This window comes from Lawsonella clevelandensis (genome assembly GCF_003241315.1).
Taxonomy (GTDB): Bacteria; Actinomycetota; Actinomycetes; order Mycobacteriales; family Mycobacteriaceae; genus Lawsonella; species Lawsonella clevelandensis_A.
In genome coordinates this window covers 1-16,869 of sequence record NZ_QFOZ01000009.1, presented here as the reverse complement: position 1 = coordinate 16,869, position 16,869 = coordinate 1, and the positions used below count along the sequence as shown (strand labels likewise).

General features: G+C 56.9%; 10 protein-coding genes and 1 pseudogene. 7 read left to right on the top strand and 4 right to left on the bottom strand.

What is annotated here, in order from left to right:
• Window positions 1-190: 190 nt before the first annotated feature.
• The 4 genes from trmB to DI579_RS05705 are packed head-to-tail and all read left to right on the top strand — an operon-like array spanning window position 191 to window position 6,461.
• Complete coding sequence (gene trmB / locus DI579_RS05720) at window positions 191-1,012, top strand: tRNA (guanosine(46)-N7)-methyltransferase TrmB (RefSeq protein ID WP_290598747.1); 822 nt, start codon at window positions 191-193, stop codon at window positions 1,010-1,012.
• The gene (locus DI579_RS05715) at window positions 1,002-1,784 is read left to right on the top strand and encodes an NYN domain-containing protein (protein WP_290598685.1); all 783 of its coding nucleotides are present in this window, start codon (window positions 1,002-1,004) and stop codon (window positions 1,782-1,784) included. The genes trmB and DI579_RS05715 overlap by 11 nt, the downstream gene beginning before the upstream one ends.
• The gene (locus DI579_RS05710; protein WP_290598687.1) at window positions 1,777-4,923 is read left to right on the top strand and encodes an MMPL family transporter; all 3,147 of its coding nucleotides are present in this window, start codon (window positions 1,777-1,779) and stop codon (window positions 4,921-4,923) included. The genes DI579_RS05715 and DI579_RS05710 overlap by 8 nt, the downstream gene beginning before the upstream one ends.
• A gap of 53 nt (window positions 4,924-4,976) precedes the next feature.
• Window positions 4,977-6,461: a YbhN family protein gene (locus DI579_RS05705; RefSeq protein ID WP_290598689.1), complete on the top strand. Its 1,485-nt coding sequence runs from the start codon at window positions 4,977-4,979 to the stop codon at window positions 6,459-6,461.
• 20 nt (window positions 6,462-6,481) lie between these two features.
• On the opposite strand, the gene DI579_RS05700 is transcribed toward DI579_RS05705, so the two are convergent.
• Window positions 6,482-7,351, bottom strand: coding sequence for a glycoside hydrolase family 25 protein (locus DI579_RS05700; RefSeq protein WP_290598692.1), 870 nt, complete (start codon window positions 7,349-7,351; stop codon window positions 6,482-6,484).
• Between the two features lie 67 nt (window positions 7,352-7,418).
• On the opposite strand from DI579_RS05700, the gene DI579_RS05695 reads away from it, so the two are divergent.
• Window positions 7,419-9,479, top strand: coding sequence for a M13 family metallopeptidase (locus tag DI579_RS05695; RefSeq protein WP_303678906.1), 2,061 nt, complete (start codon window positions 7,419-7,421; stop codon window positions 9,477-9,479).
• A gap of 71 nt (window positions 9,480-9,550) precedes the next feature.
• On the opposite strand, the gene DI579_RS05690 is transcribed toward DI579_RS05695, so the two are convergent.
• Both DI579_RS05690 and DI579_RS05685 read right to left on the bottom strand, forming a co-directional pair.
• Entirely contained in the window at window positions 9,551-10,462 is a 912-nt protein-coding gene (locus DI579_RS05690) for a L,D-transpeptidase (protein ID WP_290598694.1), read from the bottom strand.
• Window positions 10,463-10,836: 374 nt separating this feature from the next.
• Window positions 10,837-11,736 carry a universal stress protein gene (locus DI579_RS05685; protein WP_290598695.1) on the bottom strand — a complete coding sequence of 300 codons (900 nt, stop codon included), beginning with the start codon at window positions 11,734-11,736 and terminating at the stop codon, window positions 10,837-10,839.
• A gap of 149 nt (window positions 11,737-11,885) precedes the next feature.
• Between DI579_RS05685 and DI579_RS05680 the strand changes: the two genes are divergently transcribed.
• On the top strand, window positions 11,886-12,995 hold the full coding sequence (locus DI579_RS05680) for a pseudouridine synthase (RefSeq protein WP_303678905.1): 1,110 nt from the start codon (window positions 11,886-11,888) through the stop codon (window positions 12,993-12,995).
• 155 nt (window positions 12,996-13,150) lie between these two features.
• Window positions 13,151-14,718: pseudogene (locus DI579_RS05675) on the top strand (NYN domain-containing protein).
• Window positions 14,719-14,870: 152 nt separating this feature from the next.
• Here DI579_RS05675 and DI579_RS05670 read toward each other — a convergent pair.
• The gene (locus DI579_RS05670; protein WP_303678904.1) at window positions 14,871-16,700 is read right to left on the bottom strand and encodes an alkaline phosphatase; all 1,830 of its coding nucleotides are present in this window, start codon (window positions 16,698-16,700) and stop codon (window positions 14,871-14,873) included.
• Window positions 16,701-16,869: the final 169 nt, after the last annotated feature.

Genomic DNA, 16,869 nt, shown 5'->3' with positions numbered 1-16,869 from the left:
GAAATAAGCAGGTCAGAGTACATAAATATAGGAAAAAAGATTTTTAAAAATTATTTTCTCCACCCCCATTAACCCCCTTACAACCCCACAAACACCCGCATATATAAGGGAAACGATCCTGTGAATCAGTGACATATCCGCAGCAAAAAGTGACATTTTCCGTCAAACAAGGAACGATGAGAAGGTGACTATGCGCCCAGACTCTAACTCCTCTACGCGCAACGCGCGCTGGAATGATCCTGCATACCGGGAAGCACTCGCCGCTGAAAAACGCGCCCACAACGCCAAACGCGACTCCTCCTCCCGGCTCTACCCCCGGGTGACGGCTTTCCGTGCCCGCAAGGGCGCTATTTCCGATGCCAAACAAGCCATCTGGGACGAGTATTTCCCCCAATTAGGAAAAGACGTCTGCGATGACCGCCTAAGCACCACCGACATTGACACGTGGTTTGGACGCACCGCCCCCACCGTCCTGGAAATTGGCTTCGGCACTGGCACCTCCACCAGCACCATGGCGAAAAACGAACCGGACATCAACGTCCTAGCGCTAGAAGTGTACAAGCCCGGCATGGCACAACTCCTGGCCCGCATGGTGCGAGAAGACATCCCTAACATTCGTCTGCTCCGCGGCGACGCCGTCGACATCATGGAAAGTATGCTCCCCAGCAACTACCTAGACGGCGTGCGCGTCTTTTTCCCCGACCCCTGGCCGAAAGCCCGCCACCACAAGCGTCGCCTCCTGCAACCTGGTACTTTCGAACTGATCGCCAGTGTTATGCGCCCCGGCGGTATCCTGCATGTTGCAACCGACCATGCTGAATATGCTGAATTTATAGAAGAAACCGGCGACGCTTGCCGCTACCTTATCCGGCGGCATGAGGGGCTTGCCACCCCCGCCCCCATGAGCCTGCAGCGCCCCACGACTAAATTTGAGGGGAAAGGTTTACGCGAAGGGCGCGCTATCCACGAGTTCATCTGGCAACGCCCGGAAGGAGACCCACATGACCAGTAACAGCACGCCTGCACGTGCACTTCTCATCTGGGACGCACCCAATATGGACATGGGTCTTTCCGCCATTGTGAGAGGCCGCCCCAACAGTTACCAGCGCCCCCGCTTCGACGCCGCCGGCCTATGGCTCCTCCAACAAGGCGCCGCAGTAGCCGCCGAAGAAAACTGCGACCCCGAGAACATCATCTGTGAAGCTACACTTTTCACCAACGTTAACGAGTCCAACATTGAGGGCATTCACTCCTGGATAGACGCCCTCCGCAACATAGGCTTCTCTGTTTTCGCCAAACCCAAAGAAACCGCCGATAGCGACGTTGACGAGGACATGCTCCGGCACCTCTCCACCCGTCTTGCTGAGGGCAACCTCAAACTTGTTGTTATTGCCTCCGCTGACGGCCGCAACTTCCAGGCCACCCTAGATGACCTCGCTGCGCAAGGAATACGCGCTATTGTGCTGGGCTTCGCGGAAGAATGCACATGGGCGATGGAAGACCCTAACCTTACCTTCGTTGACGTGGAAGAAATAGAAGGACTCTTCCAACATCCACTCCCCCGCATGGATCTTGAGCATCTCCCCAGCGGTGGCGCCTGGCTACAACCCTTCCGTCCCCTCCGCGCGCTCCTCCACCGCGCCACTGACCGCAGCGACTCCATCGTCCCCGATGACGACAAGCAGCACACTAGCCAAAGCAGTACCGATCCTCACACTAAGCACAATGATGAGAACACTGATGAGCGCAGTGATGAGCACCCCGAGGAGGCACTGAATGTTTAGCAAATGGGGCGAATTTGTGCAGCGCCACCGGGTGCTTGTACTTATCATCATGGTCGTGCTGGTTGCGGCACTTGGAGTTGTGGGACAGAAACTCCCCGACTACCTCAGCCAATCCGGATGGTTCGACCCTGCCAGCGACTCCATTACCGCCGCGGACACAGAAGAACACACATTTGGGCGCGACAATTCCGCCGACGTCGTCGTCATGTATGACGCACCCGCCGGAAAAACCGTTGACGATAAAGACTTTGCCAACACCGTCCAAAACCACCTGGACCAGCTAAAAAAAGACAACCCCACATACGTTGACGGCATTGCCAGCTACTGGAACACGCACCAGAGCATGCTGGTGACCAAGGACAAAAAACATGCCATGGCCTCCATCCGCCTGAAAGGCTGGGGCAATGACATCCTGAAAAACTACCGAAAGATTGAAGACCAGGTTCCCGTTAAGGGCGTCTCCCAACATATTGCCGGCCAAACCCCCGTCTCTGGGGCATTGGACACCGGCATGGCCAAGGACATTAAACGCTCCGAACTGATGGGTCTTCCGATTGTCGGTATTCTCCTCATCATTGTGTTCGGTGGCGTGTTGGCAGCCCTCCTGCCGTTGCTTGTGGGTGGCCTCTCCATTATTGGCTCCACCGGCATTCTCACTCTTATCAGTATGACGACGGAGGTCAACGCCTTCGCACAGTCCTGCGTTACCCTCATTGGCCTAGGCCTGGCCATTGACTACGCCCTCTTTATTGTGAGCCGCTTCCGCGAAGAAATGGCAGAGGGCTTCGACACTAGAACCGCCGTCACCCGAACTATTGCCACAGCGGGCAGAACTGTCACATTTTCAGCCATTATGGTGGGAGTTTCCCTCTCCTCCATGCTGATCTTCCCGCAGGCCTTCCTTAAATCCGTTGCCTACGGCACCATTTCTGCGGTGCTGCAGGCCGCCGTTTTCTCCCTCACCATTCTCCCCATCTTGCTGAGCTACCTGGGGAAGCACATTGACGCCCTCCACATTGGCAGGCGGAAGAAAGAACCCACCCCGCTGGAGCTCTATAACGGTTTCTGGGGACGCATCTCCGGCAATGCGATGAAACACCCCGCCGCCACCATTGTGCCCATTGTCCTCATTATGTTGGGGTTGGCTCTCCCCATGGGGAATCTTCAATTTGGTGGCGTGAACGAAACGTATCTGCCGCCCGATAACAAGACTCGCCTGGCGCAGGAAGCATTCGATAAAGAGTTTCCAGAGATGCGCACCAACCCGGTGAAAGTGGTTATTACTGGTTCCACGGGTGTGCAAACCGGCGCTATCTTAGCGGAGATTAACCAGGTCAAGGGCCTCACCGGCGACTTCCACGTTGTGAAACAAACACCTGTGGATAAAGACGGCAAAGCCATCACCGTCCTCCACTCCGGCGTTGTTGACATGAAAAACAACTCGAAAGTAGTGGGCGACATCCGCGACAAACTGGACATGCTCTACTCCGGCGGCGGCACCAGCCAATTCGCCGGCACCAACATGGACGGCTCCCACGCCTACGTAGGCGGTAACCCCGCCCTGGAGAAAGACTCCATTGACGCCCTGCTGAAGCATTTACCAGGCATGGCCATATACATGCTGGTGGCTATTACCATCCTCATGTTCCTCACCTTCGGATCACTAGTATTGCCCATTAAGGCAATCCTTATGACCCTCCTCTCCATGGCCTCCACCCTGGGTATCCTCACCCTCATCTTTATTGACGGGGTGGGCGCCGACGCCCTCAACTTCACCCCCGGCCCCATGATGAGCGCCGTCCTCGTCCTTATCGTGGCTATCCTGTTCGGCCTATCTACCGACTATGAAGTGTTCCTGGTCTCCCGCATGGTGGAGGCGCACGCCGCCGGACACAGTACCCAAGAGTCGATTCGCTTCGGCACGGCCTCCACCGGCCGCATCATTACCGCCGCAGCCACCATCATGATTGTGGTGACGGGCGTCTTCGGATTCTCCGAAATCGTCATGATGAAATACATTGCCTTCGGCATGGTAATCGCCCTCTTCCTGGACGCCACCATTGTGCGTATGCTGCTGGTTCCGGCCGTCATGCGGGTACTGGGTGACGATAACTGGTGGGCTCCCGCAGGCATGAAACGGGTACAGCACAAGATTGGTTTGAAGGAATCCGAACTAGACGACTCCACCCTGTCCCTTGTGAACTTCGCTACCGGCACCGAGCTTGCAGCGGTTAGTGCAACCAGTGCGGACGCGAACGCGGAACGTTCTGCCCGACGCATTAAAGATCCCACCCTACTGCAGGATATTTCGACGGATACGGGCTTTAGCGAACCCCGCACTTTTACTGCCCAGCAGATAGCCGACCACGTATCGGCCGACGACCAAGCACCTGCCAGCGCCGATAATGGCACCGTAGCCAGCCCTACAGATGGCGAGAATGCTACCGTCACCACGGATAATCGTACGGACACTACGAACAATGCGGGTACGGGTAATACAGGTACGGGTAAAAAGCATAAGAAATCACATGGTTTCTTCGGCCGCCGTCGTGCCCGTAAAGATGCTGAACAGCGACAGGCCGTCGAGGATATTCGCCGCTCCCAGCGGGAAGCCCAAATGCGTGCACAGCGGGAAGCCCAGGCAGCAGCCCAAGCAGCAGCGCTCGATGCGGCGACATCGAACCCCTATGAGGATTTCAACACCGGCGAGAATACAGCCGATGATACGGCGATTAGATCCCGCATGGACGACAATTACGGTGAGCTTTTCCAACATACGGATACGCAACGCCAGTCCTACCACACGGACGAGTATGAAACCGTTGACACATCTCGCCCGGGGCTACATCCCGTTTCTCGCCCAACGGCGCGAGCACGTAGACTGGATAACCACGTGAGTAACCGCAGTGGCCACACTAGCCGCCTGCATACTCTTACTCCGCATACTGAAAACACGACTCCCCACAGTCGTACTCATAACACTGCTCAAGCAGACAAGACGGATACGCCCTCCAGTAAAACCACACACAAGAAGAACAACAGCAGTAACAGTGGCAGCTGGGTTGACTCCCGTAATGAAGGACAACCCATCACCACAGAAGAACTTATGCGACGCCTACGAGAGGATAACGAAAACTGACGGAAAAGGAACTCCCTGACATTAACGACATCAGGGCACCCTACGTCCCCTCCTTGCACACGAGCAAGCATGGGACGCAATCCGCAGTACCTGAAAAAGCAGTACCTAAAAAAACAATATCCACTAGCACCGTCGCTAATATTTCTGACGACGTTCTAGCAGAGAGTCCCCTCAGTAGCACTACCAGCAACGCTGCCAACAATACTGCCACCAACACTGCCGATGACGTCCTAGAAGATGATTCTACTGACCCCGGAACGTTCTATGTTGAGACAGTGACAGACGAAGACGGCTCCACCCATGTCACTGGACCAGCAAAGAAAAAATCCAAAAAACACCGCCCTTCAAAAATAAAGAAGTTCTGTAAGGGCGTGAAGAGCACGTGGAATGCTATTCCACGCTGGATCCGCTCCTTCATTATGCTGGCCATTCTGGCTGCTATCCTCTTCGTTCTCTACGAACGCACACCCTTCTTGAAAGATGCGTTTGTCGCTATCCGCACCGCGAACTATTGGTGGCTGGCGGCATGTATAGCTGCCGCGATGGCCTCCATGCTGTCGTTTGCGGCGGTCCAGTGGACGCTGCTGCGGGCGGCCGGCGTGCACTCCCCCTTCTGGAAAAATACCGCCATTGTTTTCGCCTCGAATGCACTCTCCGGCTCCATACCGGGTGGCCCCGTCCTGGGAACAGCACTAACCTACCGGGAAACCCGAAAACTTGGGGCCAGCACTGTGGTGGCCACCTGGCAGTTGGTTGTTTCGGGTGTTCTGGCTGGCGTGGGCCTAACCATTCTGGGGTTAGGTGGCTGTATTTTTGTTGGCACCACCTCCAACCCGTATCTTTTATCGGCGGCACTAGTTGCCCTCATTGCGGTACTGGCAATACTGCAGTGGGCCATGCATAATCCCAAACTTATCGAGGGCCGTATTCGCCCCATTGTTGCGTGGGTGCAGAAGAAACGCCATAAGGATCCGCAGCCTGCCCTGGATAAACTGCACTCCACGATGGAGCAGATGGATGCAGTGGAACTATCCCAGAAAGAATTACTGAAGTCTTTCGGCTGGTCTTTCTTTAACTGGATAGCAGACGTAGCCTGCATGGGGTTTGCCGCCTATGCGGTGGGAGCGCACCCCAGTGTGGGTGGTATGGCCATCGCCTATGTATCCGGCAAGATTATTGGTACCGCGCCCGTCACCCCCGGTGGTGTGGGTACCGTTGACGGCACTCTTGTGTGGGCTTTGACGTTGGGTGGTTTAACTGCCGCTAACTCCCTGGCAACAGTGCTGGTGTATCGCCTTGTCAGTTTTGCTCTGATGGTGCTTATTGGCTGGATACTGGTGTTTGTTCTTTTCCGCGGGTCGGAGAAAACATCCTCCCTGGAACTCGACGATGCGGCTGCGGGCACTTCCACGAACGACACCAAAAATGACGCTAAAGACGATGCTGCAGACAACACTGCGGACGATACTGCAGCTAAAAAAGCAGCCGCTACGGGCAAAACAAGCCACACTACAGACGATGCTGCACACTGCCAATAAGCAGTGCTAAACAACACGCATTACTTTTTAGATGCGGAGACAACACCGGTGGCGGCGAAAGCACGCAACTGTTGCATGGTGCCACCAAACTTGTTGGTGTCAACGTTTTGGGCTTGAATCCCATCAATTCTAGTTTGTGACGAGTACTGCCAGAACGTCCACGTTTTCCAGCCGCCAGGCAGTGGCAGTGTGGGGCTTTGCTTGCCGTTGTAGTCGGCAATCCAGAGGGGGAAGCTGGTGAAGTCGGAGGTGTTCCCCATCTGGTTCATCAAGAAAGAACGGTAACTGTAGATGATGGGTTTGCGACCTATCCGGTTGTAAGTTTCCTGAAGGAATGTGCGCACCCACTTATTCAACTGGGCAGCTGTAAGACCTTTTGCTTCCTCAATATCCAGCACGGGGGGCAGGGAGGCGCCGCCTTTTACCTTGATAACATCGGCAAACATGCGGGCTTGGGCGGCGGCATCGGTGGACACGTCGGCATAGTGATAGCCGCCCATGAGCACCCCGTTGCCCTGCGCGGCCATCGCGTCGTTAACGTAGTACTCGTTCTTGTAGTGAGTGCCTTCCGTCGCCTTCACAAAAACATACGCGTAGCCGGCTTTTTGCACGCGCTTGAAGTCCACGTCTGCCCCATTGGGGTGCTGCCAGGAGGCAATATCAATACCGTTGGGCATTTGTGCGTAGGGAACATTGGGTTGGGTGGTGACGGGGACCGGCTGCGCCACTCGGACTGGGGTGGTCGCGCTACTGAGTGTGTTAGCCCAGGCGGATGCGGGGGCGGGGGCAAGGGTGAAGTGACCGAGACTGACACCGGAGGTGACGGGAGCTACCAGGAGAGTGGTGGAGAGTCCAAGGGTAGCTAACACGGGAACCAATCGCGTTCTCATAATTATCAATAGTAACTTTTGCCCCTGCATTATCACAGTTTATTTCTCATTTGATTACCCTGGCTACATGAACATTCCCAATAGCACAGCCAACAACACCGCCAGCAACACTAGCGATACTGCCAGCGGCAGCCGCTCCGGCCTTACTTTGGAGGGGCAAGACCTCTCCATTCGCCCCGCCGACGACCTTTTCCACCACGTCAACGGCACCTGGCTGGCCACCCACGAGATTCCCGCCGACCGCGCTCTCGACGGCGCTTTCATCCAACTCCGAGAGGACTCCGATGCCCGCGTCCGCAGCATTATTGATGACGCCGACACACACTCCCGCATTGGCGCCCTCTACCGCTCCTTCATGGACACTGAGCGGCTTAACTCTCTTGGTCTTACCCCGCTAGAACCCGACCTCGCACTACTTTCCACCGTTACTGACCACCGCAGCATGGCTCTCGCCCTCGCCGAACTGCAGCGTGTGGGCATTGGTGGGCTCCTGGGTGTCTTCGTTGACCAGGACGCAAAAGACCCCAGCCGCTACGTTGTGTACCTCAGCCAATCCGGGCTTTCCCTGCCCGACGAGGCCTACTACCGGGAACCCCAGCACGCTGATACTCTCGCCGCCTTCCACGACCACGTTGCCACCATGCTGGAACAGACGCAGCTCCTCCGCCGCGTTCCCCTCACCAGCGACCTCACCCCAGCAGCTGCCGCGGACGCCATCGTCGCCCTAGAAACCGCCATCGCCAAGCACCACCTGGATGCGGCCAGCAACCGGGAAGCGGAACTCCGCTACAACCCCACCACCTTCGCCAGCATTGCCGCCACCGCAGACTACGACGGCTACCCCGTGGCCGAATGGTTCAGTGCAGTAGCCGCACCCCACGCCAGCGACTACACCGGCACCGTCATTGTGCGCCAGCCCGAATTCCTAGCCGGTGCCAGCACCGTATGGGCGGACACTCCCCTCCCCACACTGGCCGCCTGGGCTGTGTGGCATATTCTTAACGCCCGCGCAGCACTGCTTACGGAAGATATTTCGCGGGCGAACTTTGCGTTCTTCGGGACGAAACTCTCCGGCACGGAAAAGCAGCGGGAACGCTGGAAGCGTGGTGTTTCCCTCACCAGTTCCCTCCTGGGTGAAGACATTGGCCGCGTCTATGTGGAACGCCACTTCCCACCGGCCTATAAGGAATCCATTACCCAGCTGGTGAAGAATCTGCTGGAGGCCTACCGCGTCTCCATTCGTGACCTGGACTGGATGACTCCCGCTACCCGCCAGAAAGCCCTGGATAAGCTGGATAAGTTCACTATTAAAGTGGGTTACCCGGATAAGTGGCGCGACTACAGTTCCGTCCACCTGGATCCTGCTGACCTGGTGGGTAACTGCCGCACGATGACGCGTTTCCTTGACGACTACGAGTGGGCAAAACTAGGCAAGCCGGTGGACCGCACCGAATGGTTCATGAATCCGCAGACGGTAAACGCCTACTTCAACCCGGTGATGAACGAAATCGTTTTCCCGGCAGCTATTTTGCAGCCGCCTTTCTTCGACGCGGAAGCAGACGACGCCGCTAACTATGGTGGTATTGGGGCTGTTATTGGCCACGAGATTGGCCACGGTTTCGACGACCAAGGCTCCAAATACAATGGTGACGGCTGCCTGGACAATTGGTGGACTGACGACGACCGGGCCGCCTTCACCGAACGCACCAAGCTCCTTGTGGACCAGTACAATGCCCTCACCCCCACTGGCCTGGACCCGCAGGTGTACCACGTAAACGGTGCCCTCACCTTGGGGGAGAACATTGGCGACCTGGGCGGACTCTCCATTGCGCTACTGGCCTACGAGCTGGCTCTGAAAGCACAGAGTATTGATGATGTTGCTGACGCTCCCGTCCTGGACGGTATGACGGGCTTGCAGCGTGTTTTCTACAACTGGGCTACCGTGTGGCGCACCAAGATCCGCAAAGAGCAGGCCATTACCTATCTGTCCGTGGATCCGCACTCGCCTGCGGAATTCCGCTGCAACCAGATTGTTCGCAACATTCCGCAGTTCTATGAGGCATTCCAGGTGCAGCCGGATGACGGCATGTGGCTGGCGGAAAACCAGCGGGTACGTATCTGGCGCTAGTAGGCGCCCCTCATAGGCATGACGCCCGGGCGTTTAAAACACTGGCGCCCGGGTGTCTAGTAAGCACTGCCCTAGTAAGCACTGTAGGCGCCCGGCGCCCAGTCTCCCATGCCGTCATTTTTCGAGAGGACTCCCCGCGAGTTGACGACGCGCACAACGTCGCCGAGCAGCCAGTGCTCAAAGAACCAGCGGCCATTATCCATGGACACGTTGAGGCAGCCATGCGATGAGTCGTAGTGCCCCTGCGCTGCCATGGACCAGGGGGCGGCGTGGAGGAAGATGCCGGAGTAGGTCATTCGCAGCGCGTATTCCACGTCGGTGCGGTAGCCTTCGGGCGCGGTGACCGGCACACCATAGGTGGAGGAGTCCATGATGATGTGTCGGTGTTTATCCCCAATGTAGTAGGTGCCGTTGGGGGTTTCGTGCCCGGGTTTGCCCATGGAGGTGGGGACGTGGCGGATAACTTTGCCGTCGGAGTAGACGGTAATCATGTGGCTTTTATCGTCGGCGACGGCAACGTGGCGGGCACCAATGTGGAAGGTGCGGACGCTGTCACCTACTTTTACCCGCACGGTGGTGTGTTGGGGCCAGAAGGAGGTGGGGCGCCAGCGTAGTTGGGTGGGGCTCCACCAGCGGAAGTAGCCGCGGATATCGTAGTGCTCTTTCTTAGAGTTAAAAACGTCTACGGAAACGAATCGTTCTATACGCCCAGGATTTTTGGGCGGCTGGTTAAAGGTGATGATAATCGGCTGCCCCACGCCCACGGTGGTGTTTTGAACGGGGTTGATGGTGGCGGGCTTAAAGTTGGCTCGTTCTATGCGGGGTGGTTCTGGCTCCGGTGTTCCCGGGTGGGGGAAGGGGAAGTCAATGGCGTTGGCGGCGGTTGCTGAGCCCAGTGCAAGAGCTACTGCACCAGCTAGGGCCGCCACGGTGCGGTATGTCACAGTACGGTGTGTCACGGTACGGCGTGTGTTCATTGTCATGATGTGAGTAATCCTTGCATGGTTACGTGTTGCGTAGTTAATACGTGGTTAATACTTATATTCCCCAATATAGCGTTGCCCCTAAATATAGCGATCGCCGGTTCCGCGAGGGGGGATGGCGAAACCGGCGATCTTTGGCGTTGGCTTACAGAGTCAAATTGGGGGGTGCGCGACTCTGCAATCAGCTATCGGCTCAAGCAACAAGTGCGATCCGCAACGCCACGGATTTACCTTAACAGACAATACGACGCCACGGGCAACTTCCTGAAAATTTACTCACTATAGGAGAACACCAGGTGGCACCGCTAATCACGGGACAGATACGGGGCAGACGCGGCCCAATGCACAGGCAGAGACCAGGGCATTCCTTGAGATTACTTGGAGCCGTGTGGCTTACGCACCACCATGAGGGGAACAGGGGCTAGCCGCAGCAATGCCCGTGATGTTGATCCCAATAACATGCCGGTAAAACCACCGCGGCCGTGGGATCCTACAACGATCATGCGGGCACCGTCGCCGAGTTCCGCCAATGCGGCTTCGGGGGATTCCCGCCGAATGACAATTTCGGGGGTAGTGCCGTGGTAGTCTCCCTTGCACTCCTCCAATTCCTGCTGGACAAGTTTCCGCTGTTCTTCCTTGGCTTGCTCCCAATCTATGTCGGAGAGGTTCACTCCGGCGAGGGAGGAGGACACGGCACGGTCCAGCCACGCATTCACAGCAACAAGGTTGGCTCCGTAGGCTTCTGCCTCCGTATAGGCCGCTTGCACTGCCAGCGCGGAAATGTCGGATCCGTCCGCACCCACCACAATGCGGTTATTCTTGGCGCTTAAATCCATGTTTTCGCGCACAATAACCACGGTGCCGTGGGCGTGGTGAACCAGGGAGGAGGATACCGACCCCAGGAGAGCACCAGCGAAACCACCTAGCCCGCGGGAACCAATGACCACCATTTCTGCTTTCTTCGACAATTCCAGCAGCATGGTGATGGGGTTGCCCTCATGAATCTCCTGCATGATGTCAATATCCGCATCAACTTTTCGGATCTCGTTCACAGCCTCGTCCACAAAAGTCTGTGCTTGCCCCTCCAACTCGTCAAACACTGCGGTTGACGGCACCATGCCTTCTGCATAGAGGAATTGGGGGACAACATAGGCGGCTGCCAGCAGAATGGGCAGCTTGCGGACGTGAGCTTCCTGCGCCGCCCACTGCACCGCCAGCTTTGACGGGTCGGAACCATCTACACCTACAACAATGCCTACGGTTTCATCACTCATGACGCTGCTCCTTCCGGGATCAGTGCGGCAGTACTGCGCACAGTAATACGGCCTAGCTATGCCCTTCATTCTAGAGGGCTTGGGGACCTAAAAAGGCTTAAATGAGAACGAATGACAAGCAAATTGCTGTACTCACGTACACTGCAGCTATGGGCACTCCACACCACCCCACCCCACATCGACCGCTCCCCCTCCGTGACGGTGTGGACCCAGTCTGTTTCCGTCTCCCCCAGCATTTACCACCCGAGTGGGAGGGACGCCCCGCCGTCGATATTCTTTTAGAACGCTTCGACCGCTCCCGCGATTGTCTTGCCGCACAGCTTGCCGCCGGCACCATTGTTGACGATGACGGCCACCGCATTACCTCCCACACGCCCGCCCGTGGTGGTCTTGCCCTCTGGTCCTACCGGCCACTGCCTGCCAGTGAGCCCACAGTTCCCCTCACCATGCCGGTGCTCTACCGCGACGATGACATTCTTGTTATCGACAAGCCGCACTTTCTTCCCACTATTCCGCGTGGCCGCTACGTTACCCACACTGCCCTCGTCCAGTTACGCCGCCAGCTGGCTGCCGCCGGGGATACGGAGGCGGCGGCCCTCATTACTCCGGCGCATCGGCTCGACCGGCTTACCGCTGGTGTTCTCCTTTTTACGGTGCGGAAGGAGGTACGGGGGCTCTATCAGACGCTTTTCACCCGGGGACTTACCCACAAAACCTATTTCGCTATTGCGCCACTCCCCCAGCCCCCGTTTTCTAGCTCGCCCCCGTTTTCTAGCTCTCCGTCTGCGCACTCTCACTCTTCGTCTCTTCGCCCCCACCCCGCACGGCAGCAGGACGCTGCACTCCCCTTACTCGATGGCCAACCCGTCGAGGTACATAGCCGCATTGTGGTGTCGCGCAACCGTCTTGACTGCTATGAGGAACCCGGTGAACCCAATGCCCACACCACTGTGGAACTGGTGGATAGCCGTGGCGCATACGGTCTTTACCGGCTTACACCACACACTGGGAAAACACACCAACTACGAGTACACATGAATAGTTTGGGGCTCGGTTTAGTGGGCGATCCCCTCTACCCAGTTGTGCTGGACGATGGCCCCGACCACCCCGAGGACCCACAACGCACTCTGCAACTCTTGTCTGCAGAATTAAATTTTCCTCAGCCTCACCAGACAAGCAACGCCGCACGCTGCACATATCGCAGTAAGCGCACATTGCAATGGCCAGACGGCACCCCCACGATTCAGTTTCACTACTAGACTGGGGAACGAGCCTTTTATTAGTGACCGTTAACACGTCAAACAATAGGGCTTATAAATATGACGCTTTCCCCACTCCCTTAAGGGGAGAGAGGCACACTAGTGGTCTTTAGAAAACACCATATTACGCAACAAATAAAGAAAGAGGATCCACCATGGTAGACAGGGTGGAGGTATTCGTCGATACCTCATATTTACTAGCTAGTTTTTACAATTCCTGGACTACTGGCGCTCGAGCCCAATTAGAAATAGACTTACCAGCCGTCACCGACCACCTTAATACGATAGTTAGCAACAAACTCCACCTGCCCGTCCACCGTCAACTCTGGTATGACGGTATCCCCGACTCCGGCCCCCACCGCTACCAGCGCACCCTCCGCCACATTGACGGTGTGCAACTGCGCGCCGGACAACTTATTGAGTGGGGCGACCGCCGCACCCAAAAAGCAGTTGATACTCGCCTTGTAGCCGACATGGTTCTACGCTCCATTCGCGGACTGGTCAGTGACATTGTGCTGGTCTCCGGCGATGCAGACATGATCCCCGGTGTGGAGGCCGCCATCGACCATGGGGTACGCGTGCACCTTATTGGCTTCGGCTGGGACTCCATCTCCAACTCCCTCCGCTCCGCCTGCGACACCGTCACCGTACTGGATCCGCGCGAGGATTTCGCCGACTGCATGCACATTGACGTACTGGATCCCTTCCACACTGACAACACCAGTGAGCACAGTGACCTGGCCACAGATGGCCAGACTAACGGCCCGGCTGATAGCGGGACTGGCAACCACTCTGAGCAGGGAAACTCCGACATATCTAGCCCCGTCAGCTCTAGTGACGCTGCTAACACCACCGGCAGCACTGCTGGCAATACCGGTGAAGGTACTGCCGCGGATATGCCTGGTGACATGGCTCATTCTTCGACGGCTACCCACCCCTATGCAAGCACCGGCGATACTGCAGACGAGGACGAGAACACTGATGGTGCCAATGTTCCACCGACAGCGTCACCAACAGCACCACTGACACCGCCGCCAACAGCGGTACCACCAGTACCGACGCCACTACCGATGCCAGCACCGATGTTAGTGCTACTGATAAGTCCGTCAACAGTTTCGCTGACGATAGTGCCATCAGCACTACTGATAGTGCCGATAGTTCTCTCCCCGCAGATACTTCCTTGCAATCCTCTCAATCCTCGCACGAGGACACTATGTCGGGAGCGACTGCGGATCTTGATGACGACGATGATGTCACCTCCACTGCGGCAGTTGAGGCTGCCAACAAGGCGAAAGCCAACAATGCTACGCCTGAAACAAGTGCTCAGCCTGACGCTGCACCCGATACCCCCGTGGATGCGGAACCTGCCAGCGAGCCAGTTCACCGTCCCTCCCCCGGCATGATGGCACAAAAACGTCGCCCGCCCCAGCGGTCCCGCTATGTTCCCCTCCCCTACGACGAAGTGTGGGAGAGCGCCGGGAACCAGACTCCTTTTGATATTGGGCAACAGTACGCCATCTGGTGGTACAACAATGCTGCTACTTTAGATCAGCGTGGTAGTGCCCATATTCTGACGGGTGGCGGTCTGCCGGCAGAAATCGACCGGCCATTGCTACAGTTTGCCTGCCAGATACTGGATGCCTACACGTTAAGTGATGCTCAGCGTGTTAACCTGCGTGATGGGTTCCACATGGGTATTCGCGGCATCATCATGGGTGGATAAGAAAAACCAGCTATAGACCAAGAGAGCAAGCGGTGCCCCGCCGGGATAGGAGCGGGGCACCGTATGCATTTCTCAGGAGAGAGTTACTAACACCTAACTCGAGTGGGAGGGCATGGTATGGTGCGAGGCCATGACACGCCCCCCTCCCACGGTTAGAACTTGAGGGGTGACTTTACCGGGTAGAGGGTGTTCATACCCTCCTTGGTAGCCCAGGAAGCGCCCCAATGCTGTCCGGTACGCTTATCGGACTTGTTGTTAACAAAGAACCAGTCGGCCTGTGCGAACCTCTTATTGAGTTCGACAACCACGTAGCCGTGCTTAGAGCACTGGCTCCACTGTACGTGCTGGTTGGCGAGCTTGATGGCATCATCGACGGTGGTGAAAAGACGGTCACCTTCGGGGATACGAACGTGCGTCTTGTCGTAGATAATATCATCGACGTTAGCTGCCGTGATGGAAGGTCCAACAAATTCAACAGCCACTTTGCGGCCGTTCATATTGCCGTCGAACTTCTCGTAGATGTGGTTGGCGAACGACATGTGAATATCGCCGGTAACTGCCACCACGTTCTTAATGTTGTGCTGGGCAATCATGGTGGTCAGGCGGTAGCGGTCCCACTGGTAGCCGTCCCACTGGTCCGAGTTGAAGATAACGCCGTGCGGCGGGTTGCCGGTCTTTTCGGCCAGGAAGTCCGCAATGTCGGGGTTCAGTGGCGGAATCTGTAGCGGGGCCATCATGACCGGGTTTCCGATAACCTTCCACAGGCAGGGGCTGTTCTTGACGTTGTCGCGCAGCCACTTCATCTGTTTCTGGCCACCGATGGTGTGGTTCGGGTCGTCCTGCTTGAACCAGTTCTGCTTGGTGCGGTAGTTGCGCAGGTCCAGGGCGCTGAGGTCCATGAGCTTGCCCCAACGGAAGTAGCGGTAGAGGTGCTGGCCGTCGGTGAGGCTGTTGACGCGGGTGGGCATCCACTCGAAGTAGGCTTTTTCGGAGGCGTGCTTACGCTCGTGCCAATTGCCTTCTTTACCCTCAGTGTGGTTGACGGCGCCTTCTAGGTAAGCATTGTCGGCGGACTCGTGGTCATCCCACACGGTGATGAAGGGGTACATGGCCTGGCAGCGCTGCAGATCCGGGTCGGTCTTGGTGTTGGCGTGGCGGCCACGGTAGCGGTTGAGGGTCATGGTTTCGCCGTCGTACTCATGGCGGCGAACACGGCCGTAAGCGCCGGTGTACTCGTTGGTCTTGTATTCGTAGAACCAGTCGCCCAGGTGGACGATGAAGTCCAGGTCGCCACGGTCGGCGAGGAAACGATACGTGGAGTAGTAGCCAGCTTCCCAGTTGGAGCAGGAAAGGAAGGCGAAGCGAACGCGTTCCGGCATGGAAGCGTTGGAGGGGGCAGTCTTGGTGGCGCCCACGGGGGACACGGCGCCCTTGGCGGGGCCGTCGAGAACAATGAAACGGTAGAGGTAGCGAGTATTGGGACGCAGACCGGTGGCGTCAACCTTCACGGTGAAGTCGCGTTCGGGGCCGGTAGTTACTTCGCCGGAGCGAATAACGCGGCCAAAGCGGCGGGAGCGGCCCACCTGCGGGGAGACTTCCCACTTCACACGGACGGGCGTACCACGCATAGAACCGGGGGTCCAGGTGGGTTTCTGGGTGACGCGAGTCCACAGGATAACGGCATTCGGCAGGGGGTCGCCGGAGGTGATGCCGTGGACAAAGACATCTGTGGAGTACGGTGAGGTCGCTTTCTGTGGAGCGTTTCCGTCCGGAGTGTCCTTGACCTTACGGAATTTGTCCGTCAGTGAGCCAGCATTGGCGGATGTGGCGGAGGCAGTGGGGAGGACGGCGGCGGAGGCACCAATGGCGATGCCGGCGGCGGAAGCCTTCAATACACTGCGGCGTGAGAGAGCCTTATCGGGTAGTTGACGATCCGAGGTATTCTCGTTCTTCTCCGAAGAATGCATTTCTTGTGTTCCCATAGCTGCCATTCTAGGACACTTCATGAGCGGTGAAATTAATCGATACAGCATTCTCAGCAGGTATTGTCTCAGTATTCACGCGGTAAACGGAAGAATTAACTATATATACACTTTATAGACACATACTATTAAGACGGGATTAGCGGTCCGTGGGCACTACAAGATCTTT